This is a genomic window from Paenibacillus alkalitolerans (assembly GCF_016482785.1).
Lineage (GTDB): Bacteria > Bacillota > Bacilli > Paenibacillales > YIM-B00363 > Paenibacillus_AE > Paenibacillus_AE alkalitolerans.
Map to the genome: position 1 here is coordinate 119,975 of NZ_JAEMXM010000004.1, position 18,824 is coordinate 138,798.

General features: G+C 50.3%; 25 protein-coding genes, 1 tRNA gene and 1 pseudogene. 23 read left to right on the top strand and 4 right to left on the bottom strand.

Going from position 1 to position 18,824, the window contains the following annotated elements; translation table 11 throughout:
* Window positions 1-24: 24 nt before the first annotated feature.
* The gene (locus JET16_RS09040) at window positions 25-957 is read right to left on the bottom strand and encodes an aldo/keto reductase (RefSeq protein ID WP_199615737.1); all 933 of its coding nucleotides are present in this window, start codon (window positions 955-957) and stop codon (window positions 25-27) included.
* A 163-nt stretch (window positions 958-1,120) separates the two neighbouring features.
* Between JET16_RS09040 and JET16_RS09045 the strand changes: the two genes are divergently transcribed.
* Window positions 1,121-1,191 (top strand) — tRNA-Gly (locus tag JET16_RS09045).
* A 53-nt stretch (window positions 1,192-1,244) separates the two neighbouring features.
* On the opposite strand, the gene JET16_RS09050 is transcribed toward JET16_RS09045, so the two are convergent.
* The 3 genes from JET16_RS09050 to JET16_RS09060 all read right to left on the bottom strand — a co-directional run bounded on the left by JET16_RS09050 (window position 1,245) and on the right by JET16_RS09060 (window position 3,556).
* On the bottom strand, window positions 1,245-2,486 hold the full coding sequence (locus JET16_RS09050; protein WP_199615502.1) for a tyrosine-type recombinase/integrase: 1,242 nt from the start codon (window positions 2,484-2,486) through the stop codon (window positions 1,245-1,247).
* 23 nt (window positions 2,487-2,509) lie between these two features.
* Entirely contained in the window at window positions 2,510-2,686 is a 177-nt protein-coding gene (locus tag JET16_RS09055) for a hypothetical protein (RefSeq protein ID WP_199615503.1), read from the bottom strand.
* A gap of 210 nt (window positions 2,687-2,896) precedes the next feature.
* Window positions 2,897-3,556: a LexA family protein gene (locus tag JET16_RS09060; RefSeq protein ID WP_233531301.1), complete on the bottom strand. Its 660-nt coding sequence runs from the start codon at window positions 3,554-3,556 to the stop codon at window positions 2,897-2,899.
* A 170-nt stretch (window positions 3,557-3,726) separates the two neighbouring features.
* Here JET16_RS09060 and JET16_RS09065 point away from each other — a divergent pair, with 170 nt between their 5' ends.
* The 22 genes and pseudogenes from JET16_RS09065 (at window position 3,727) to JET16_RS30540 (ending at window position 18,809) form a co-directional block, all read left to right on the top strand.
* The gene (locus JET16_RS09065; protein ID WP_199615504.1) at window positions 3,727-3,975 is read left to right on the top strand and encodes a helix-turn-helix domain-containing protein; all 249 of its coding nucleotides are present in this window, start codon (window positions 3,727-3,729) and stop codon (window positions 3,973-3,975) included.
* Window positions 3,976-3,990: 15 nt separating this feature from the next.
* Window positions 3,991-4,287, top strand: a complete 297-nt coding sequence (locus JET16_RS09070; RefSeq protein ID WP_199615505.1) for a helix-turn-helix domain-containing protein — start codon at window positions 3,991-3,993, stop codon at window positions 4,285-4,287.
* A complete protein-coding gene (locus tag JET16_RS09075) occupies window positions 4,284-4,637 on the top strand; it encodes a hypothetical protein (protein ID WP_199615506.1) in 354 nt (117 codons plus the stop codon). The genes JET16_RS09070 and JET16_RS09075 overlap by 4 nt, the downstream gene beginning before the upstream one ends.
* Window positions 4,638-4,784: 147 nt before the next feature.
* Entirely contained in the window at window positions 4,785-4,979 is a 195-nt protein-coding gene (locus JET16_RS09080; RefSeq protein ID WP_199615507.1) for a hypothetical protein, read from the top strand.
* A complete protein-coding gene (locus JET16_RS09085) occupies window positions 4,972-5,148 on the top strand; it encodes a hypothetical protein (protein ID WP_199615508.1) in 177 nt (58 codons plus the stop codon). The genes JET16_RS09080 and JET16_RS09085 overlap by 8 nt, the downstream gene beginning before the upstream one ends.
* A complete protein-coding gene (locus JET16_RS09090; RefSeq protein ID WP_199615509.1) occupies window positions 5,145-5,384 on the top strand; it encodes a hypothetical protein in 240 nt (79 codons plus the stop codon). Before JET16_RS09085 ends, JET16_RS09090 begins: the two co-directional genes overlap by 4 nt.
* The gene (locus JET16_RS09095; protein ID WP_199615510.1) at window positions 5,381-5,884 is read left to right on the top strand and encodes a hypothetical protein; all 504 of its coding nucleotides are present in this window, start codon (window positions 5,381-5,383) and stop codon (window positions 5,882-5,884) included. Before JET16_RS09090 ends, JET16_RS09095 begins: the two co-directional genes overlap by 4 nt.
* A 6-nt stretch (window positions 5,885-5,890) precedes the next feature.
* A complete protein-coding gene (locus tag JET16_RS09100; protein ID WP_199615511.1) occupies window positions 5,891-6,058 on the top strand; it encodes a hypothetical protein in 168 nt (55 codons plus the stop codon).
* 114 nt (window positions 6,059-6,172) lie between these two features.
* Entirely contained in the window at window positions 6,173-6,469 is a 297-nt protein-coding gene (locus tag JET16_RS09105) for a hypothetical protein (protein WP_199615512.1), read from the top strand.
* 49 nt (window positions 6,470-6,518) lie between these two features.
* Entirely contained in the window at window positions 6,519-6,782 is a 264-nt protein-coding gene (locus JET16_RS09110; protein ID WP_199615513.1) for an AbrB/MazE/SpoVT family DNA-binding domain-containing protein, read from the top strand.
* A gap of 157 nt (window positions 6,783-6,939) precedes the next feature.
* Window positions 6,940-7,200, top strand: a complete 261-nt coding sequence (locus JET16_RS09115) for a hypothetical protein (protein ID WP_199615514.1) — start codon at window positions 6,940-6,942, stop codon at window positions 7,198-7,200.
* A 558-nt stretch (window positions 7,201-7,758) separates the two neighbouring features.
* Window positions 7,759-8,052: a hypothetical protein gene (locus JET16_RS09120; protein WP_199615515.1), complete on the top strand. Its 294-nt coding sequence runs from the start codon at window positions 7,759-7,761 to the stop codon at window positions 8,050-8,052.
* A 4-nt stretch (window positions 8,053-8,056) separates the two neighbouring features.
* Window positions 8,057-9,373, top strand: a complete 1,317-nt coding sequence (locus tag JET16_RS09125; RefSeq protein WP_199615516.1) for a DEAD/DEAH box helicase — start codon at window positions 8,057-8,059, stop codon at window positions 9,371-9,373.
* A 334-nt stretch (window positions 9,374-9,707) separates the two neighbouring features.
* Entirely contained in the window at window positions 9,708-10,607 is a 900-nt protein-coding gene (locus JET16_RS09130) for a hypothetical protein (RefSeq protein ID WP_199615517.1), read from the top strand.
* Window positions 10,600-13,110, top strand: a complete 2,511-nt coding sequence (locus tag JET16_RS09135; protein WP_199615518.1) for an ERF family protein — start codon at window positions 10,600-10,602, stop codon at window positions 13,108-13,110. The genes JET16_RS09130 and JET16_RS09135 overlap by 8 nt, the downstream gene beginning before the upstream one ends.
* Window positions 13,111-13,118: 8 nt before the next feature.
* On the top strand, window positions 13,119-14,177 hold the full coding sequence (locus JET16_RS09140; protein ID WP_199615519.1) for a hypothetical protein: 1,059 nt from the start codon (window positions 13,119-13,121) through the stop codon (window positions 14,175-14,177).
* The gene (locus JET16_RS09145) at window positions 14,174-14,656 is read left to right on the top strand and encodes a hypothetical protein (RefSeq protein ID WP_199615520.1); all 483 of its coding nucleotides are present in this window, start codon (window positions 14,174-14,176) and stop codon (window positions 14,654-14,656) included. Before JET16_RS09140 ends, JET16_RS09145 begins: the two co-directional genes overlap by 4 nt.
* Window positions 14,657-14,882: 226 nt before the next feature.
* The gene (locus JET16_RS09150) at window positions 14,883-16,877 is read left to right on the top strand and encodes a phage/plasmid primase, P4 family (RefSeq protein WP_199615521.1); all 1,995 of its coding nucleotides are present in this window, start codon (window positions 14,883-14,885) and stop codon (window positions 16,875-16,877) included.
* A 231-nt stretch (window positions 16,878-17,108) separates the two neighbouring features.
* A pseudogene (locus JET16_RS31075) lies at window positions 17,109-17,264 on the top strand (zinc-finger domain-containing protein); the annotation flags it as partial.
* A gap of 93 nt (window positions 17,265-17,357) precedes the next feature.
* On the top strand, window positions 17,358-18,035 hold the full coding sequence (locus JET16_RS09155) for a hypothetical protein (RefSeq protein WP_233531302.1): 678 nt from the start codon (window positions 17,358-17,360) through the stop codon (window positions 18,033-18,035).
* A complete protein-coding gene (locus tag JET16_RS09160) occupies window positions 18,032-18,709 on the top strand; it encodes a hypothetical protein (protein WP_199615523.1) in 678 nt (225 codons plus the stop codon). The genes JET16_RS09155 and JET16_RS09160 overlap by 4 nt, the downstream gene beginning before the upstream one ends.
* Window positions 18,687-18,809 (top strand): hypothetical protein, encoded by a 123-nt coding sequence (locus JET16_RS30540; protein ID WP_267908673.1) that lies wholly within the window; start codon window positions 18,687-18,689, stop codon window positions 18,807-18,809. The genes JET16_RS09160 and JET16_RS30540 overlap by 23 nt, the downstream gene beginning before the upstream one ends.
* Window positions 18,810-18,824 lie beyond the last annotated feature (15 nt).

The window sequence follows — 18,824 nt, forward strand, 5'->3', positions numbered from 1 at the left end:
CGCCGGAAGGGCGGGTTTTTCATCTTATGAGTCCCTTGTTTCTTTCCAAGCTTGCGGGTGCTGGTCGCTCACATAACGGGCCGCAGCCGCATTGGCGTCGACCTGCTCCGGCGTCTTGCAGCCGGGGATAACGGTGGTGACGGCATCGTGCTTCAGGCACCACGCCAGCGCCCATACCGCCATATCCATTCCTTCCGGCACTTCGTTCCTCCGGATCGCTTCGACTTCCTCCAGCTTCGCGCGCCGTTGTTCCGCGTCATGGCGATGTCGGACGTCGGTTTCGCCAAACACCGCATCCGGTTTATATTTGCCGCTTAAGTATCCGCTCGCAAGCGGAACGCGGGCCAACACTCCCAAATCCTGTTCGATGCATGACGGGAACACGCGCTTTTCCGGTGCGCGGTCCAGCCTGTTGTACACGACCTGTATGGCGGATGAGCCCAATTTGGTGGAGGCGGCCGTCTGATGAAGGTTGTCGTTGCTGCCGATGGAGATGCCGAGATGACGTATCTTGCCGGCTTGTACTTCTTTATCCAGCATCGTCCATAAATCGTCGTTGTCGAACACCTCGTCGCTGCCGGAGTGGAACTGATACAGATCGATATAATCGGTTCGGAGCGAGCGCAGCGATTCTTCCAATTGCGCTTTCACATCGGCTGCGGACCAGCGCTGGTCGCGGTCGAACAATTGGTTGAAATGATGGCCGAATTTCGTGGCGACGATCCAATCTTCCCTGCGGTCCTTTTGCAAAAATCCGCCGATCAGCCGTTCCGACAAGTGGTCACCGTAACATTCCGCCGTGTCTATTAAATTGATGCCCGCTTCTTTCGCGCGCGTCAGCACCGCGTCGGCCTCTTCCTGCGTATAGGTAAGGCCCCATTCGCCGCCGAACTGCCATGTGCCTACGCCGACGACGGAAACCTTCATGCCTGTCCGGCCCAAACGTCTGTATTTCATCATCTGCAACGCCTCCTTTTCACGAAAAACGGTGTTGCCAATAGGTTACCATTTTTCATGCATCGAACTCCAGTCATTGTCCGATTTTTTGTGAACGGAATGGAGCGCGAGGAATTGCAAAGCATTCAAGTTCATGATATATTGTTGTTCACATAATTGATGTGCGGGTGTAGTTCAATGGCAGAACTCCAGCTTCCCAAGCTGGTAGCGTGGGTTCGATTCCCATCACCCGCTTACCTGAAATCCCTTGTAGCAAAGGGATTTTTCTTTTTGTCTTGGGAACGGGTTTATGCGTTGGGAACGGATTGGGAACGAAGTTGTTTGGGATTGAATTTTTCGAGGCGGTCCGCAGTGTTGCGGCTGACGAGTTTGGATTCATGCATATACATGTCTTGGGTAGTCGCTGCCCTCGCATGTCGAAGTCGTTCTTGGATTGCTTTTACATCCGCACCATCTTCCCGGAGCAGCATTGCCGTGGTGTGTCTTAGGTCGTGAAGGCGGATCCGGGGGAGGTTATGCTTGTCCAAGAATTCCCGCCACACTTTTGTTGGGGAGCTCGGGAAATACATTTCGCCGTATCCGCGATGGAATACATACTGCTTGTCCCCGCCTTTCCATTTCTTGCACTGGAGTTTTTCTTTCTTCCATTCATGCTGATATTGTTTGAGCTCGTCCATGTACCATCGTGGCATGGGAACAAACGCTTCCGACTCTTCCGTTTTGAGCTCTGCCTCAGTTTTCTTTCCGGCCTCGTCGAGCGATATTTGTTTTTCGATCCATAAGCCGCAAACTTCAAAGTCTACGCTCGGCCACTCCACACCCAACATCTCGCCGCGCCGGAAACCGCCGAGTAACACGCCGATGAAATACAATTTCCAACGCTCAGGCTCAGCATAAAGCGCGAGGATAGCTTTCTCAGCTTCGGATGCGCTGTATGCCTTCTTTCGACTCTTAATTTCGCGCTTTTCTTTCTTGTCGGCCACTGGACGGTCCACTCCATCAATCGGATTCTTGGCGATGAATCCCCACTGCTTTGCAGCGTCTAGAATCGATTTTAAAGCTTTGAAAATATTGAGGATCGTGTTCGTCGCGAGAGGTTTGTTTTTTCCGTCCTTACGACCTTCTGGTGTTCGAAGCTTGGTCATCAGTTTAACGATGTGAATGGTTTTGATTTGACCTATTTGCATTTCGCCAAACTCAGGAATGAGATGTGTATTGATGTTTTCCATGTACATCTTTCTTGTATACTGTCCGAGGTTCATATTAGCATAATTCTTTTTCCACTCCGGAACGAATTCTGTGAAGGTCATCTTATTCGGTTTCACATACTCGCCGGCTTCAACCTCCCTAATGAAACTATGGAGTTCGGCTTGAAGAAACTGATTCAACTTGGTGGGCGCCTTCAATAACTTTTCGTCGTCGACTCGGATCGGCTTCTTTATTGTCGGTAGTCGTTTCCCTGCGGAGTTGGCAGGATCTTCAACGTGCAATCGCCAAGACCTCGGCCCGCGCTGCTCAATGTGCGGCATGACTTTGACCTCCTAAAATCAAATTACTTATCCCATTTATCAGGCGACAGATAATAATCTACCAACTGCCTTGCTTCTTCTATGGTTGCAACTAGCTTAGACCTTATTGTGCCAAAATCAACGCGCAAGCCATCCTCAGATTCATACTGCAAAATCCAGTAACCTCTATACTCCTCGATATCTTTACGATTTAGCACCATGTTCACCGCCTATTCATTATGATTCACCCTCGAATAGTTCTACTTCAACATCACGTCCGAAGATTAGTCGCATTTTGTGCATAATCTCCGATTCACGGCATGACAATTTGAGCACGACTCGATCGTCACCTTCCAACTCAAATTCATGCGTATAAGGCAAGCTGCTAATCATAACCCATTTCATACGAACACCTCTATTCATTAAGATACTTAGAATTCTATTAAGACACGGCTTAATTTTCCGACAATCTTCGCCTCCGACGGAGGGCAGAAAATTGTCGGGTAAGCCGGGTTTTCGCTGTGGAGTCTCAATTGATCCCCATCCCGATACACTCTTTTCAGCACGGCTTCCTCTCCGATCAGCACCGCCGCAATTTGGCCGTTCTCGACCTCGGGCTGTCTGCGGATCAAGAGAATATCCCCGTGATTGATGCGGGCATTGATCATGCTGTCGCCTTTGGCACGAATCAGAAAATAGTCACCGCCGTTTAGCCATTGTTTTGGTATGGGTTCGTAACCCTGAATATCCTCATAAGCAATTACACCATTCCCGCAACTAATTCGGCCAACGATTGGGAGGTTCACGACCTCCGATACTTCATACATTGCATTCGATTCGGCTACCACTGTTCCACGAAATGTTGGGTCAATATCGCTTTTCTTTACCTGGAGTGCATCGGAAATCGTTTGGACCACTCCTGGGGACATCAACGTTTTAGCGTTGAGATAATCTGAAATGGCGCTCGTGGAATAGTCGGTCATCTCCGCAAGTTCCTTTTGTGAAACATTGTTTTGAGTCAGAATTCTTTTTAAGTTATGAGCCATCTCCTTCATCAATTGCCGCTCTACATCGGAATATTTCTTTCTCAACTGGCACACCTTCCACTTTAAATAGGATTTTATCCATTATAACCGGATTTTCAGAAAATTAAAAGAGCAAAATTCAATTTTCACGGTTGACAATCCAGTTTAACCGGATTAATATAAAGGCACCGAGCGACACCAATGACGAAATTGACAAAAAGGAGTTGAAGTGTACAATGCGTGGATTGCAAATTACGCTTAGAGCGGCTCGGGTAAACTGCGGATTTACGCTCAAAGAAGTAGCTCATCAAACGGGGAGAAGCACTGAAACGATTAGCAAGTATGAAATCGATTCAACGAACATCCCTAGGGATCTCATGGTTGAATTAATTGCCCTGTATCAAGTTCCCGATGAGCATATTTTTTTCGGCAAAGAATCCAGTTTTCACGGATTATTAAGATCCCGTCCGCGACAACCTGCTTAAAGGCGGTGGAGACGAATGTCTACAACCGATCTTATCCAAGCCCTTCGCGCCGAGATTGCCGAGGGCTTGGAGAAACAATTACTTGATCGCTTAACACCGATCATCGAGAAGCGCTTGTATGGCAACATTTTCGACATCAAAGAGGCAACGAAGTATCTCGGCGTTTCTGAAAGTACGCTCCGACGAATGGTAGCAGATCGCGAAGTTCCATTTTTTGTTCAACGCGGCCAGTATTTCTTCCGGCAGACGGATATCGATCGATGGATAGACCGACAAGTTGCCGAGAACATGAGGGAGGTGAACACACGATGAAACGAATCACACCGGAACAAGTTGTGGAGGCGTACCTGGAACGCGGTTGGGTGCCGCGGCAGGAAATATGGGCGGATGTCTTACCGAACGGCAAGCCTTGTGGTTGCGGGATAGGGGTGTTAATCGGCAATGATATTCACGATTTATTCGATGAACGATGGGTAGTAGGCCATTACGGCGCTGTGGCAGAGCGGCTCGGATTGGAGAAGGACTATGCTTGGGGCTTTACGCGGGGATTTGATGGTAGTTGCACCCCAAATCCCAGGATTCATAATCCACTGAAACTTCAAGGAATCAAAGACGGCCGCACGGCATGGGAAGCCGTTGAGCGGGAAGTGCTTGGCCGATGAGCGAGAGAACACAAACCACACTCACCATCGCTTGTATCATCGTACTTTTTATGCTGGGTGTGTATTTCAATATCGTGGCGTTGATTGTGACGGCCGTAATCTTTCTGTTCGGCGCTGTCATTGATCTGACATGGAGGGATGAAAGAGATGAACAAATACGATCAGGAACGCAAGAACAAGCTGATCGCAAGTCTGCTTCAAGCTAAAGCAGACGCTGATCGTGTATTGCTGTACGTCATGACCAACGACGAGAACCGCGAAAAAGTGATGGACATCGAAGACGCTCGGGAGCATATTGAGATCGCTTTGGAGCGGTTGACGGAGGCGAAGGAGCATGCTTAATGAACCACGGCCGGGGGATGACGGATACGCCAATCCGGAAGATCTCATCGAGCAGCTAGGTGAGAAGTTCGTCAGGTTAGGGATTAAGGAAAAGTACGGTATCGAGTTTGCGCCGTTTGTCCGGATGAACGAAATCGGGACGTGGGAAAGCGTGGTGAATGTGGGGTGAACTATCAATACACGATCATTACGAAGGACACCAGTAACAGAGTAATTAACTTCGACAATTGGCCCGGTGAAATGACACTATTACAACACGTTGGGGATCTGGCCGGTAATACGAAGATGGAGATCAAACGGATCGTCCGGATGGACGAATTCGGGCACACAGACGAAATGGAAGTGGTTTTCGAAGATGGCCGGTTAAAGTTGAAAGCAGTTCCGAAGGTGGTGTCAGGGCGATGATTCCATACGATTACTACATCACACCGGAGGAATTTGCACAGGCTGCCGAAAACGGTATCAGCGAGGTTACGTTCTACAACCGGATCCGTCAGCTGGGATGGTCTAAAGAAAAGGCAATGACAACACCGCCCAGGAAACGGACATTCCACAACAGCAAATGGGTGAAAATTGCCGAGAAGAACGGGATTTGCATTAGCACATACAAGTACCGAATCAATCAGCTCGGGTGGGAACCGGAACGTGCCGCGACTCAGCCGCTACAGGATCGAATTGCTCAAGCCCACTATGCCCATGAGTGCGGTCGGAAGTATCCGGCGGAAATTGTAGCAAGAGCTCGCGAAAACGGAATTTGTTATGACACGTTCCGTCATCGTGTTTCGGACTACGGCTGGGACATGGAAAAGGCCGCAACAGTTCCGCCGATGGACCCTGCAGATGCAGCGAGATTAAGTCATGTCAATCACCTGTGGAAACGAAGTTGGAGAGGTGTATGGAGGTGACAGCGGATGGCATTCAATTTTAAGCAAACTCGCCAACGTATCCAAGAGCTCACGTTTATGTACCGGCGCGCGAAACACGCGGGCGACGAAATGGCTTGCTGGGCGTTATGGGCGGAGATCGAGGAGCTGGAGCGCGAGATTAGCGAGGCGCACAAAGGGAGGGCGATTGGATGATTCGATTCTTAAGGGAAAGGGATTTCGTCGGGAGACGTTGGTTTTGCTTGATTGGGATAACTTGCGGAAGCTTGCTCGGCAGTATGGGTGGCGAGGATGAGGGTTCACTTTAATATGAACTATTCGGTTAAGGTGAAGCTGAACGACTTCGGTAGGCAGGTTGTGATGGATCATTATGCGTTTCTTAAAGAGTTGCCGGGATACGGTCCGGATTACGTTCCAAGTTGCTTAACTCCTAATGAAGAAGGCTTTCAAGAATTTCAACTGTGGATCCTATTCGAGATATTCGGTCCTCATCTCCATCTGGGTATTCCCGAAGTGCCATTTGAAAAGAACGAAATTATTTTCGATTTCAAGGATGAAGAACAAATGAAAAACGCTCGCGGGAACGAGCGCTTAGGAAAACATTGATTGGACTTATCTTACCATAACGACCCGACGAGGGAAAGGAGATTCACATATGAAAGCTACGGGAATTGTACGGAAAGTTGATAACCTGGGCCGCATTGTACTCCCGAAAGAACTACGGCAAACGTTCGGGATAGCGGAAGGAGATCCGCTAGAGATATTCACGAACGGCGATCAGATCGTACTCAAGAAGTACGCGCCGGGGTGCACATTGTGCGGAACGGTTGAGGATTTGTCTTACGTCAAGGGAAAGCCGGTCTGCCGGGCGTGTGTTGAGTTGACAGCGAGGCTTGCCGGTAAGGAGCCGGGAAGGTAGGGGTATGCGCTACGTTGTCTCTCAACAAGTTCTAAAACAGAAGCTCTTCCACATGGTTTGGGATAAGCAGAAGAAGTGCAGAGTTGGACGACTATACGAGCATTATTACGAGGCAGAGGCAAAAGCTAAGGAACTTAACGCAAAGGAGCTCTAACGAATGCCAAAAGTAAAGCTTTTTGTTACCGAGAAACTAACGTATCGAAGGGAAATCGATGCTGAAATGCCGGAAGAAATTGAGGAGAACGATCTGAATCGAATCCTTGATTGGGCGCAGAGTGGAGTAGTGGAGTCGGTGGGTGATTTTGTCCACAATCTGCGCGAAAAAGGATTCAAGATTGGTCATTACGACGATGATTTTGACTCGCCAGCCGACGGCGAAGTCGAATGCGATGACTACGAAATCAATGATGACGATTGATTGCAGCGCTCTCCTAAAACATATTGACTCTGAAAAGCGAAAGCATAGATTATGGGCCTTCTTGTCTTCTCATAGATCTAGTGCCGGCGGATATTCACACGGATATCTTCAAGCTTTGGAAGACATTGAAGAGAAAATCAAAAAAGGCAAATTCGTTATTAAACCCGCCTGAATGAGAGCCGGATGGTAACCGGCCGAAACCGTCGCGTCGTGAGATGCCGCGTTCGCGGGAAACCAATCCGGGAGAGAACGGGTGCCCTCTCCCCATTGATGGACCGCCCAATACATACGAAAGGAGAATTCGCTATGTAGTGCTTTGTGGATTTTCCGGCAGAGGGTAGGCGGTGTTCCTACCCAACCTATAAATCACCGGGTAGCTCCCGTTGACATAGAAAAAGAGCCGCAGGACTGCAGCCTGGGGCTCGAAATAGAAAACATATGTGTTGCCGCCATGATAGCACGAAACCCATGGCGGCGTAAAGCGGGTATTATTCGTTCTCCCTCTTCGCTGAGTAAGTGAGAGGGAGACACCCTCAACAATTTATCGGAGGGATTTCGATGGTAAGAGATTTGGAAAAAGATTTAGAGATTTGCGAGGCGGCGACACCGGGACCTTATGTTATTGAATCGTGCCAATGCGGCCACCCTGCTTGTAATTTAGTCTTCATCCAAAAGATTAGGCACAGTGACGGTCGACTATCTCCTGAAGACGCTCAGTTCATCGCCGAAGCCCACACTGGTTGGCCGTATGCAATTCAGCGTGCGATCGATGCCGAAAAGGAGATCGACCGGCTTCGCAATGAGTTGGAAATTCTTCAAGAGCAGTTACAGCAAAACCGTTGCCGGGACTGATCCCATGCAATTTTTTGAACATCAGAAGACGATCCTTGGAGAGCTTGGATGGCGATATTTTTTCGCCGTCTTCGCAGAGCAGGGGATGTCGAAGACTCTGCCGATGCTCTTCCATATGCTGCAACTGTTTAAGTCGGGATTGATCCGGAACGCCCTTGTCGTTTGTCCGAACTCAGTCCGGGGGAGCTGGAGCCGTGACATCCAGCTGTTCTTCTCACCGCTCGAGCGTCGCATCTTCGAGAAGTTTCTGACCGTGACCACATACGACCTGATCTGGAGACGCAAAGAGCTTGACCGGCAATGGGATCTAATATGCCTGGACGAATCCCACTTCATCAAGAACCGTACATCAAACCGCTACAACGGGCAAATCAAAAAGGTGAACGGGAAGCGTACAAGAGTTACGAATGGAATCAAACAAATTTCCCGCGCATCCAAGTATCGGTACATCATGACCGGCACGCCGATCGGTAACAGCCATTGGGAAGAAATCTGGGCGCAATTCGACTTTCTTAATCCTGAAATCCTGGGACCCTATTCGGCGTTCGAGAAGCGGTATTGCATCCTGAACCAATTCTACAAGCCGTGGCGCTATATCAACGTGGAGGAGCTCAAGGCGAAGATCGCAGAGCATTCGATCTGGATCTGGAAGAAGGACTGCATGGACCTGCCGGAGAAACTGCCGCCGGAACGGTACACGGTGGAGCTGCTTGAGAAGAAGTTGTACAAGGAAATGCTCAAAAACTACATCGCCGAGCTCGACATCGAAGCGAAGAATCCGCTTGCTCGCATGACGAAACTCAGGCAAATGTGTAGCGGCGCAATCGTCGACGAGCAGAAGAACGTCCACCTGCTTAAATGTGAAAAGCCCGCGGCACTTCAGGAAGTCCTGGAGAACTGGAGTAAAAAGCTAGTTATCTTCGCGCATTACAAACAGTCGATCGAGGATATCGTGAAAGTCCTTGGAAAGATGAAGCTCTCTTTCGTCGTCCTGGATGGTGCGCAAAAGGACAAGAACATCTGGCGGAGGTTCCAGGCGGAGCCCGAGCTGCAGGTGATCGTTTGCCAGTACCAGACGGCGGCGGCCGGCATTGACCTCTTTGCGGCGGATACGATCCTCTTCTACGAGCCAACACTCAGTAGCCAAACGTTCGAGCAGGCGTGCGATCGCATCCACCGGACAGGGCAGCAGTCGAAATGCAGCTACATCCTCTTTGAGACCGAAGGGACGATTGAAGTGAAGATTTGGAACGCGCTTATGCAGCATCGGGACTTTAACGAGACGGAGCTGCGGGCGTTTGTGAAGGAAATCAAGAAGTAAAGGACTGATCAGATTGGCGAAGCGAAAACGCAGGTCTGAAGAAGAAATTAAGCAGGAGAAACGACGAATCGAGTTGTTTTGGCTCGTTAGGGAGCGGCCGCGCACTGAAGTACCAAGTGCGTACGCCGGTGAATCTATTCATGTTCATAAGCGCGTGCTCGACGGTTCACGAAACAGTTTGGCAAAAAGCTTGATGTGGTTTCCTCGAAGGTTGTCGGCGGCGCCGGCGGCTGGTTGGTTATCGAATACACAACAAGGTACGGTGGGCGAGGGATGCTTGAGCTTAAAGACCTCGGGCCCATGCCTGTGTTATGAGGAGGGGGTAGCGCTTCTTATGAAGATTTGCTATCGGGAAATCAATTTCCGTCCAGATAGTCTTGCGTTAATCCGACGCGTGAATGACATCATCGAAGAGTATCAGAGGAAAGGATACTCTTTGACTCTACGGCAAGTCTATTATCAGCTCGTCGCGAGAGATGTCATTCCGAACAACGAAAGAAGTTACAAGAATCTTGGGAATCTCATTTCCGACGGCAGGATGTCCGGACTTATTGATTGGAACGCAATTGAAGATCGCACACGAAATCTCAGACAAAACAGCCATTGGGACACCCCAAGGCAAATTATTCGGTCCGCAGCCTTTCAATTTGCTTACGACAAGTGGGAAGATCAGGACTATTACGTAGAGGTATGGGTCGAGAAAGATGCTCTTGTCGGCGTAGTAGGGCAGATTTGCAATCGCCTTGATGTACCGTACTTCTCGTGCAGAGGGTATGTTAGCCAATCTGAAATGTGGGTTGCCGCCGAACGATTAAGAGGCGTGGGAGACAAAACGCCAGTCATTATTCATCTAGGCGACCATGATCCGTCCGGTAAGGACATGAGTCGTGATATCGTAGACCGACTGAACGTATTCGAGGTTTTTCCGGAGTTTACACGCATCGCGCTGAATATGAACCAAATCGAGGAGTATAATCCACCGCCGAACCCGACGAAGCTTTCTGACAGTCGCGCGACAGGATATATCAACGAGTTTGGGTATGAATGTTGGGAGCTAGATGCGTTGAAGCCGGAAATCATAGAGTCCTTGATTCGTGAAACGGTCCTAGAGTATTGCGATATGGATCGATTCGAAAAAGCTAAGCAGCGTGAAGCTGAAGCAAAGCGCACGCTGCAGAACGTCTCGGAGAATTGGGATGCGGTCGAGCGAGAATACGGTGAATTGAATGGATAATATTTGGATTTACGATATTGAAGTCTTTTCCCACGACTGGATTGTCGTCGCGCATCACCTGGAGAGCGGCGAAAAGCTTGTCTTTCATAATGACAATTACAAAGTAGCTGAATGGATCGATATGCGGCAACCGGTGCTCGGCGGCTACAACTCGAAGCATTACGACCAATGGATTTTAAAGGCGATCTACCACGGAGCCGACAATGCGACGGTCAAAGAGCTCAACGACTTCATATTTGCAGACAACGACGCCTGGAACTTCCCGTTCTTGAACCGAAAAAGTCATCCGTTCATCAACTTCGACTTAATGGACGACATTCCCGTTCCGCTCCGATTGAAAGAGATCGAAGGTAACCTCGGGATGGATATCGAGGAAAGCAGCGTTTCTTTCCACATTGATCGTCCTTTAACGGAAGCAGAGCTGACAGAATCGGTTCGGTATTGTTCGTACGATGTTGACGCCACGGTCCGACTGTTTGCGGAGCGGAAGGATTACCTGAATTCAAAGATCGCTGTCGGCGCGATGTGCGGCCTCTCAGCAGCTGATAGCTTGCGGCTTACCAACGCCAAGTTGACGGCGGAGTTTCTCGGGGCAAAACCTCCGAACATGAATCAGCCGGACCGAGATTTCTACGAATTTCCGGAAAACTTGATCATCACGAAATATCCGCAAGTGGTAGAGTTCTTTGCCGACATCGATCCGGCGCGAAAACGGGAGCTCAAGACGGAAATCGCCGGTGTGCCGCACAAGCTGGCATGGGGTGGTCTCCACGGGGCACGGGAATGCTACAGCGCAATACGGTCGGAATCCCGCAAAATCGCAAGCATTGACGTTGTCTCTTATTACCCGTCTCTCATGATCGTCAACGAGTACATGAGTCGTAACGTGCCGGATCCGGCAGAGTTCAAGCGGGTGTACGAGCGGCGTCTTGCGGCAAAGAAGGCTGGAGATAAGGCGACGGCCGACGCGCTGAAGCTGGTCCTGAACACTACGTTCGGCGCCATGAATAACCAGTATAACAAGCTGTATGACCCCCGAATGGCGCTGGCCGTCTGCGTGTCCGGTCAGCTCTATCTGATCGACTTGATTGAGAAATTGGAGGACGTGCCATCGTTCGAGCTCATTCAGTCCAACACGGACGGGTTGATCGTCTCCTACGACAGCGCCTGCGAGCCGGAAATTAAGGCGGTAATCGCCGCCTGGGAGCAGCGGACCGGCTTTCAGATGGAATCCGAAGAAATCGAGCGGATATTCCAGAAGGACGTCAACAACTACGTACAGCGCAGCGTGAACGGTAAAGTCAAAGTCAAAGGCGGCTACGTCAGCAACTACGAAGGTGGCGATTTCAAGCAGTACAGCATGGTCATCGTCTCGAAGGCGGTCGTTGCTCACCTACTTGACGGTGTGCCCCTGGAGGAGACGATCAACTCTTGCGACGACATGGAGCAGTTTCAAATCGTCTGCAAAGCCGGCAGCACGTATGACAAAGTGGTTTGGAAGGGTTCCGCCGGCGAGGTTGAAGTGCAGAACACGAACCGGGTGTTCGCTTCGATCAATAAGGAGCACGGCACGCTGTATAAGGTGAAGCTGCCGAAAGCCGAAGGCGAGAAAGAGCGCCGCGACAAGATCGCGAATTTACCGGACCACTGCTTTATTGCGAACCGCGCCGGCTACAAAATTGGTATGGTCGACAAGCAATTTTATATCGATCTCGCGCAAAAGCGCATTAACGATTACTTGGGCATCAAACCAGAGAAGAAATCGAGGAGGAAAAAGGACATGGCTCCACGGACAACCAAAACGACGGAAGAATCGACCGCCGCGGCAACGCCGGAGGCACCCAAAGGATTATACGCGAAGCTGTTGATGCTTCAAAGCATTATGGATAGCTTCAACTGGAGCAAGGACGGTAAAAACCGGCATCAATCCTATGAATACATTACCGAAAAGCAATACAAAAACAACTTCAAGCAGGCCAGGTCACAAGCAGGGCTCCTTTGGAAGATGGAAGAGATCGGCCACGAGTACCTGGGTACGATCAGCGATAAGATGCACTTAATCCTTACCAAATTCAGGGGAAGGTTGATCGACCCGGATACAGGCGAGTTTGAAGAATACCTATTCTCCGGTTCCGGCGCCGATAACGGTGACAAAGCGCTGTACAAAGCGTACACGGGCGGGTTGAAATACTTCCTCGCATCCAACTTCCTTGTGGCAGAGGACACGGATCCGGAAAGCGACGAAGAAGAGGTTCGCCAGAACAAACCGAAATACACCCCTCCGGAACGCCGGGAGGAAATCAAGCAAGCTGCAGTGAACCAGGACGGTCCGGCGACGGAGGAACAGCTCGAGGCAATCGCGCTCGGCATCACGATGCTTGAAGAAGCGCAGGTCGATGCGGAAGTGATCGGATCGTTCTCGGAAATGCTGGCGACGGAGCTCTCGAAGGCGGATGCGGAGCAGCTGCTCGATGCAATCAATGAGCTCATGCCCGCGTCCTGAGGTGACCTATGAACATTAACCTTCAAGCGAAGACGATCACATTGCCGCAAATACCGAAGAAAATCAAGAAAATCACCGGCACACGGTTAGCCCCGATCTTGGGGCTCTCCCCGTGGACAACCGATTTCGAAGTATGGTGCGACATGACCGGTACGTACAAGATTCCTTTCGAGGACACGATTTACACCATCGCCGGGAAGGTGATCGAGCCAAAAGTCATTGCCTACCTGGACAAGAAATACTACTTCGGTAAGGGACTCCTCAAAGGCGCTGAAGATTGGTATGGGAAAACGACGAAGGAGTTACGCTTCGACCATTTCCCGGATGAATCGATTTTCGGCGGTATGTGGGACGCGCGGACGAAAACGGCACTCTACGAGCTCAAGACGACGAAACGCGTCGAGGATTGGTACAAGGGCGGCAAGTTCTCTCCGCCGGAGTATTACAAGGTACAAGGCGCTCTGTATGCGTATCTGCTTGGGCTTGATGAATTCCGTATGGTCCTGACGATCCTTGAAGAAAAGGATTATGCGAATCCGGAAAACTTCGAACCAAGCCCTACGAATACGATTGTCAAGAAATACAGCGTCGCCGCGGAGTACCCCAATTTCTCCGACAAGCTGGATGCTGCGCTCGCGTGGTACGAAAAGCATATCGATGGCTGCGTAAGTCCGATGTGGGACGATAAAAAGGACAAAGAGATCGTTAAAGCGCTCACGACAGCGCATGTAAGTCTCCCAGCCGAGGGAGAGGAGCAGGATATCGTAGCGGCACTTATCCAGCAAATCGAGCCGTTGCAAGCTAAACTCGATGCCTTGAGCGAGACGGTTGCCGAGGATGAGAAAACACTCGACCAACTGAAAAAGCAGCTCAAAGCGGAACTGGAGAGCCGGATGAAGGAAAGCGACAAGAAGATCGAGGTCGCCGGGCAAGCGTATCGCTTTGAGGTAACCAAGGCCGCGGCCGGCGGGATCGATACAGACCGGTTGAAGAAAGACGGCCTTTATGAGCAATACAAGAAAACTGGATTTACAACCAAAATCACTATCGGGAGGAACGCAGTATGAAAAGAAAACTTAACAGCGATTTCAAATTGATTCCGGAAGGCGAGCAGGTGGTGCGGATCGCCAAGATCGATGAGTCCGATTATGCGAAATTCCAGAAGATCGTCGTACATGTGGAAGATGCAAACGGTGGGAAGGCTCGCGAGAACTTCAATTTCGTCAATAACGATGAAACGCCGAACGAGGTTGCCGAGGGCATTTATGCGCGCATGTGCCGTGCCGCGATGAACGATCAAACGCTCGATGAAGTGGATACGAAGGAACTGATCGGAAAATTTGTCACTGTCGAGATTGTTCATACGCCCAGCGATAAAGGCGGAACATTCTGCAATATCAAGAAATGGATCGGACCGGGCGAGCCGTTCACGCCGAAGCAATCCAGCGGGAGCTCTGCAACGGCGCCGGCCGGCGAACCGAAGAAGAAAACGGCTGCTGAGATTTTGGAAGAAATGCGAGCCAAGAAGGCTGCTGCCGGTAAATGAGAGAGAAGGCTTCTCAGGACGAATGCGTGCAGTATTTGATCGAACGTGAAATCTATCATGTAGTGACCCACGGCAACGCCTGGGAACGCCGCGGGCGTCCGGATCTATTTATCTGCTATCGCGGACATTTCATTGGTTGTGAACTGAAGAGAGGGGATGGGGATCGTCCCTCCCCTCTTCAACTTAAACATCTTCGGGAAATTCGACAAAGCGGAGGGACTGGCGTATGGATCACAACCTTACAGGAGCTCAAGGACCTGCTCTGCTCTCTGGATTCGAAGACTCCTTTATAAAGCTGCGGGAAGACAAAGCACCCATCGGCTGGGACACCTTCTCTCGAGCGGAGCTGCGTAACTGGCCAAACGTGGGCCTTGTGATCCCAACTCCTTACGTTGCGGTAGACATCGACGATGCGGAGCAAGCCGCCAAGCTGATGCTTTTGGTCGCCGAGCAGGGTATCAAATGTCAGGTCATGCAGACAACGCGCGGGCTTCATTTTTGGTTCGCCGTCGCGGAGCCGGTGAAGAACAGCGTCAAGTCGACGACCGGGATCGGCCTCGTTGCGGACTACCGCAGCTGGGGGAAGCAGTCGCAAGTTGCTGTGAAATTTCAAGGCGAATGGCGGGAATGGCTGACTGATTACGACTGGAACGAACTTGACGAGCTGCCCCGGTGGCTCCGGCCGCTGCGGCAGACAAAATGGCGCTTCTATGAGATGGGGGAAGGCGATGGGCGTAACCAGGCGCTTTACGAGTATCAGATCGAGCTTGCCAAGCGCGACTACACTCAGCAGGAAGCCGCCCAGGTCATTCGCCTCATCAATCAATACATTCTCAAGGAGCCGCTGCCGGATCGAGAGATCGCGACGATCTGCCGGGAGGAAGCTTATCCGGAGGTAACGGAATCGGCGCCGGGGAAGCGTGTCGACATTGATATGCCTTGGTTCACGGAGAAAGGAAAGTTCCTGCATCATGTCCTCGGCGATTACCTGATCCGGGAAATGGCACTGATTTCGTATCATCAACGGCTTTATGTTTACAAGGACGGCTGCTATCGGTTGGCCGACAATACGGTGTTACAGAAAATCATTGAATTGCACCCGGAATCGATCAAGCGTGAACGCGAAGAAGTCATGGACTACATACGTATCCAGCAGCACGTCGATCATCCGGATATGGACGAATATACGATCAACCTTAAAAATGGCCGCCTGAATCTGAAGACAATGGAGCTACTGCCGCACACGCCGGAGGCGATCGACTTCCAGCAAGTGAATGCGAAATATGACCCGACAGCCTACTTCGAGCCGCTTGATGCAATGCTCTGGAAAGTATTTTGCGGGGATTATCAGCTTTACAAGCTCTTCGAGGAAATCATGGGGTATTGTCTGGTGAAGAACTGCCGGCGGCAGAAGATTTTCATTTTCTTCGGCGAGGGCAGCAACGGCAAGAGTACCGTGTTGCGAATGATTCGTCATTTCATTGGATCGGGTAATTACTCGACGTTATCGCTGCAGGATCTGGAGACGACGTTCCGGCCGGCAGAGCTCGAGAACAAGCTCGTCAACGTCGGCGATGATATCCCGGCAACTCAGATCAAGGACTCCAGCATGCTCAAGAAGCTGTCCCGCGGAGAGCCGGTCACGGTCGAGCGGAAGAACAAAAACCCCTTTGACCTGATCAATTATGCGAAGCTCATTTTCTCAACGAACAAAATCCCGCCGGTGGCCGACAAGTCGCATGGCTTTTATCGAACACTAACATTGCTGCCGTTCGACGCGGTTTTCTCGAAAACGGATCCGGACTTTAACCCGAATATCGAGGATGATATGAAGTCCGAGCAGGCGATGTCGTATCTGCTGAACATGGCGATCCGGGGGTATCGGCGGCTTTCGAAAAAAGGTTTCACGGAGTCGGACAAGGTGGAGAAGGCATTGGAAACGTACCGGATCGAGAGCTCGCATGCATTGAAGTGGGTTATCGAGAACGAGATCGACGAGACGTATCTTTTGTCGAAACATACGGGCGAGCTGTATTACGAGTTCAAAGTGTGGTGTGAACAGGAAGGTATCGATCATATTCCGAAGCAGCAATCGTTCACGTTGGACGTCAAAAAGAAATTTGGATTGGAAGTTTCTGAGCAACGTCGGGAACAAGGAACAGGAAAGAAATGCAGATATTTCGTAAAAGTAAGTGGGACAGCGGGACAGAGGGACAAATGAATAAAAATCTTGTCCCGCATGAAATTCCGAAGGGACAACGCGGGACATAAGCGGGACAGCCTTAAACCCGCATCACATAAAGAAAAATCGTATATATGTCCCGCTGTCCCTTCACTTTACCTCTATGTAATATAACGCGCACATATATACACGCGCATATAAGCGATTTAAAAACAAAGCGGGACAAGGGACAGAGGGACAAATCAGATTTTGACATACACCGGGAACGGGGTGAGGATATTGAACCGAGTTCAAATATTGAAAAAGGTTGATGAACTTCGAATAGAGCATTGCGAAGGTTGTCAGAAAAGGCACGGTATGAAACAGAGGCAATCCTCTCAGTATTGCATTCATGAATGTGATATCGGCAAGCAGCTGCAGCAGTTAGGTAATGCACTGAATCAGACCATCACGGCGAGAAAGGCTGCAGCGCCAAAGAAGACGATAAAACCGGAAATAAAAACTGGAGGTAATGACGATATGAAACCACTCAAAGACGGTCCGGCTTGCGGACTGACAAAGAAAATTTTTCTGGAAGGTATCGCGAACGGAGAAACGATGTCGAGTATCGAGAAAGCTTGGGGCATGAAATACAACACGATCCACAATTGGGTCAAAAAGTGGGAACTCAAGGGAATCACGCCGGAGAAGGCGCGCAAGTTGTTGGAGCAGACGGGAGAAGAGCCTGCACAACCGAAAGGCATCATCACGAAACCGGGAGTAAGCGGAGTCGGTACGGCAGCGGGGCCGAGCAATTATAAACCGCAGGCCGATCTTCCCGAAGCGGTCATCAAAGCGAACCCGAAACTTATCGATGAGTACGTCCTGAACGACATCGAATGGTTCACGCCGGAATTAGTCATTGCTGGTCCGGTCGTCTCGCTAAATAAATCAGGTTTCACGTTCAACGATACGGCAACCGCGAAGCTTGGACTGCAAGTGGACGACGCGCTGATGATCGGCGTCGCCGGCAATAAGTTGGTCCTGAAGAAAGACAGCCGCGGGGTGAAGGTGAAGCAGGCGACCAGTCACAGCGTAACGGTGCAGAGCAGAAAGTTGGCTTCCTGGTTGACGAAGAAAAATATCAAGCGGAGACGATACCCGTTAAGATCAGAGAACGGAATGTATTTCATCGAGGTGGAGGTGTCGGGGAGATGAGCGAAGCAATAAGTAAAGCGAAGTTGTTGGAGTATACACATACCCAACTGAAGCACATTGACCAAGAAATTCCGAAAGCAACAGAAATGCAAAAGAGGCATCTAGCGGGACAACACAGTATTTTGGTTGACATTACACATAGAATCGAATCTGGCACATTCGACCTTCTCCCTACGGACGTAGAAATCGGGATATTCTTTTGTGGTAATTGCGGGCATGAACAAAGAACCAACGTGACTTATCAGGAGAAGCCGAGCGAACCGTGCAAGCGATGCGGATTTGAGAATGATTGGATATTCGAACCGACAGGTACGGACGTAGATGTAAAAGAGGTCGAGGAAGCGTTGAACAAATTCGTTAGCGTTGACATAGTCCATAGACAAATCGCATGGTACGGGAAATACACCATTGAATCCGAAAGATGGATTCGCCAACTCCTCACCAAGTTAGCAGAGAAGGAAGCGGAAGTGGAGAGGTTAGCGAAAGAGCGAGAGCAACTCGTATGTCTCCTGCCTTCGGAAGTACGACAATGGGAAACACTGCTAAACCAAGCGGTTGAAGTGTTGGAGAAGATCGAACATTCTTCGACCGACGTGTGGGCGATTAGGTACGCGAATGAAGTGCGCCAATCCATCAAAGGAGCTGGTCCCGATGAAACTATTCCCGGACGATGACGACGGCAATCTCATAACCGGCCTATGGTACGCCTTGCCGATCGGCGCTGTGGCGTGGTTGATGATTATCGGAATGATTGTGTGTCTGGTGAGATATTGAATCAGGGAGGTCATG

Bases quoted from the DNA above. Each gene is read 5' to 3' on its own strand.
- JET16_RS09040 (WP_199615737.1), bottom strand. From the start codon at position 957: ATGAAATACAGACGTTTGGGCCGGACAGGCATGAAGGTTTCCGTCGTC.
- JET16_RS09050 (WP_199615502.1), bottom strand. From the start codon at position 2,486: ATGCCGCACATTGAGCAGCGCGGGCCGAGGTCTTGGCGATTGCACGTT.
- JET16_RS09055 (WP_199615503.1), bottom strand. From the start codon at position 2,686: ATGGTGCTAAATCGTAAAGATATCGAGGAGTATAGAGGTTACTGGATT.
- JET16_RS09065 (WP_199615504.1), top strand. From the start codon at position 3,727: ATGCGTGGATTGCAAATTACGCTTAGAGCGGCTCGGGTAAACTGCGGA.
- JET16_RS09070 (WP_199615505.1), top strand. From the start codon at position 3,991: ATGTCTACAACCGATCTTATCCAAGCCCTTCGCGCCGAGATTGCCGAG.
- JET16_RS09075 (WP_199615506.1), top strand. From the start codon at position 4,284: ATGAAACGAATCACACCGGAACAAGTTGTGGAGGCGTACCTGGAACGC.
- JET16_RS09080 (WP_199615507.1), top strand. From the start codon at position 4,785: ATGAACAAATACGATCAGGAACGCAAGAACAAGCTGATCGCAAGTCTG.
- JET16_RS09085 (WP_199615508.1), top strand. From the start codon at position 4,972: ATGCTTAATGAACCACGGCCGGGGGATGACGGATACGCCAATCCGGAA.
- JET16_RS09095 (WP_199615510.1), top strand. From the start codon at position 5,381: ATGATTCCATACGATTACTACATCACACCGGAGGAATTTGCACAGGCT.
- JET16_RS09100 (WP_199615511.1), top strand. From the start codon at position 5,891: ATGGCATTCAATTTTAAGCAAACTCGCCAACGTATCCAAGAGCTCACG.
- JET16_RS09105 (WP_199615512.1), top strand. From the start codon at position 6,173: ATGAACTATTCGGTTAAGGTGAAGCTGAACGACTTCGGTAGGCAGGTT.
- JET16_RS09110 (WP_199615513.1), top strand. From the start codon at position 6,519: ATGAAAGCTACGGGAATTGTACGGAAAGTTGATAACCTGGGCCGCATT.
- JET16_RS09115 (WP_199615514.1), top strand. From the start codon at position 6,940: ATGCCAAAAGTAAAGCTTTTTGTTACCGAGAAACTAACGTATCGAAGG.
- JET16_RS09120 (WP_199615515.1), top strand. From the start codon at position 7,759: ATGGTAAGAGATTTGGAAAAAGATTTAGAGATTTGCGAGGCGGCGACA.
- JET16_RS09125 (WP_199615516.1), top strand. From the start codon at position 8,057: ATGCAATTTTTTGAACATCAGAAGACGATCCTTGGAGAGCTTGGATGG.
- JET16_RS09130 (WP_199615517.1), top strand. From the start codon at position 9,708: ATGAAGATTTGCTATCGGGAAATCAATTTCCGTCCAGATAGTCTTGCG.
- JET16_RS09135 (WP_199615518.1), top strand. From the start codon at position 10,600: ATGGATAATATTTGGATTTACGATATTGAAGTCTTTTCCCACGACTGG.
- JET16_RS09140 (WP_199615519.1), top strand. From the start codon at position 13,119: ATGAACATTAACCTTCAAGCGAAGACGATCACATTGCCGCAAATACCG.
- JET16_RS09145 (WP_199615520.1), top strand. From the start codon at position 14,174: ATGAAAAGAAAACTTAACAGCGATTTCAAATTGATTCCGGAAGGCGAG.
- JET16_RS09150 (WP_199615521.1), top strand. From the start codon at position 14,883: ATGGATCACAACCTTACAGGAGCTCAAGGACCTGCTCTGCTCTCTGGA.
- JET16_RS09155 (WP_233531302.1), top strand. From the start codon at position 17,358: ATGAAACCACTCAAAGACGGTCCGGCTTGCGGACTGACAAAGAAAATT.
- JET16_RS09160 (WP_199615523.1), top strand. From the start codon at position 18,032: ATGAGCGAAGCAATAAGTAAAGCGAAGTTGTTGGAGTATACACATACC.
- JET16_RS30540 (WP_267908673.1), top strand. From the start codon at position 18,687: ATGAAACTATTCCCGGACGATGACGACGGCAATCTCATAACCGGCCTA.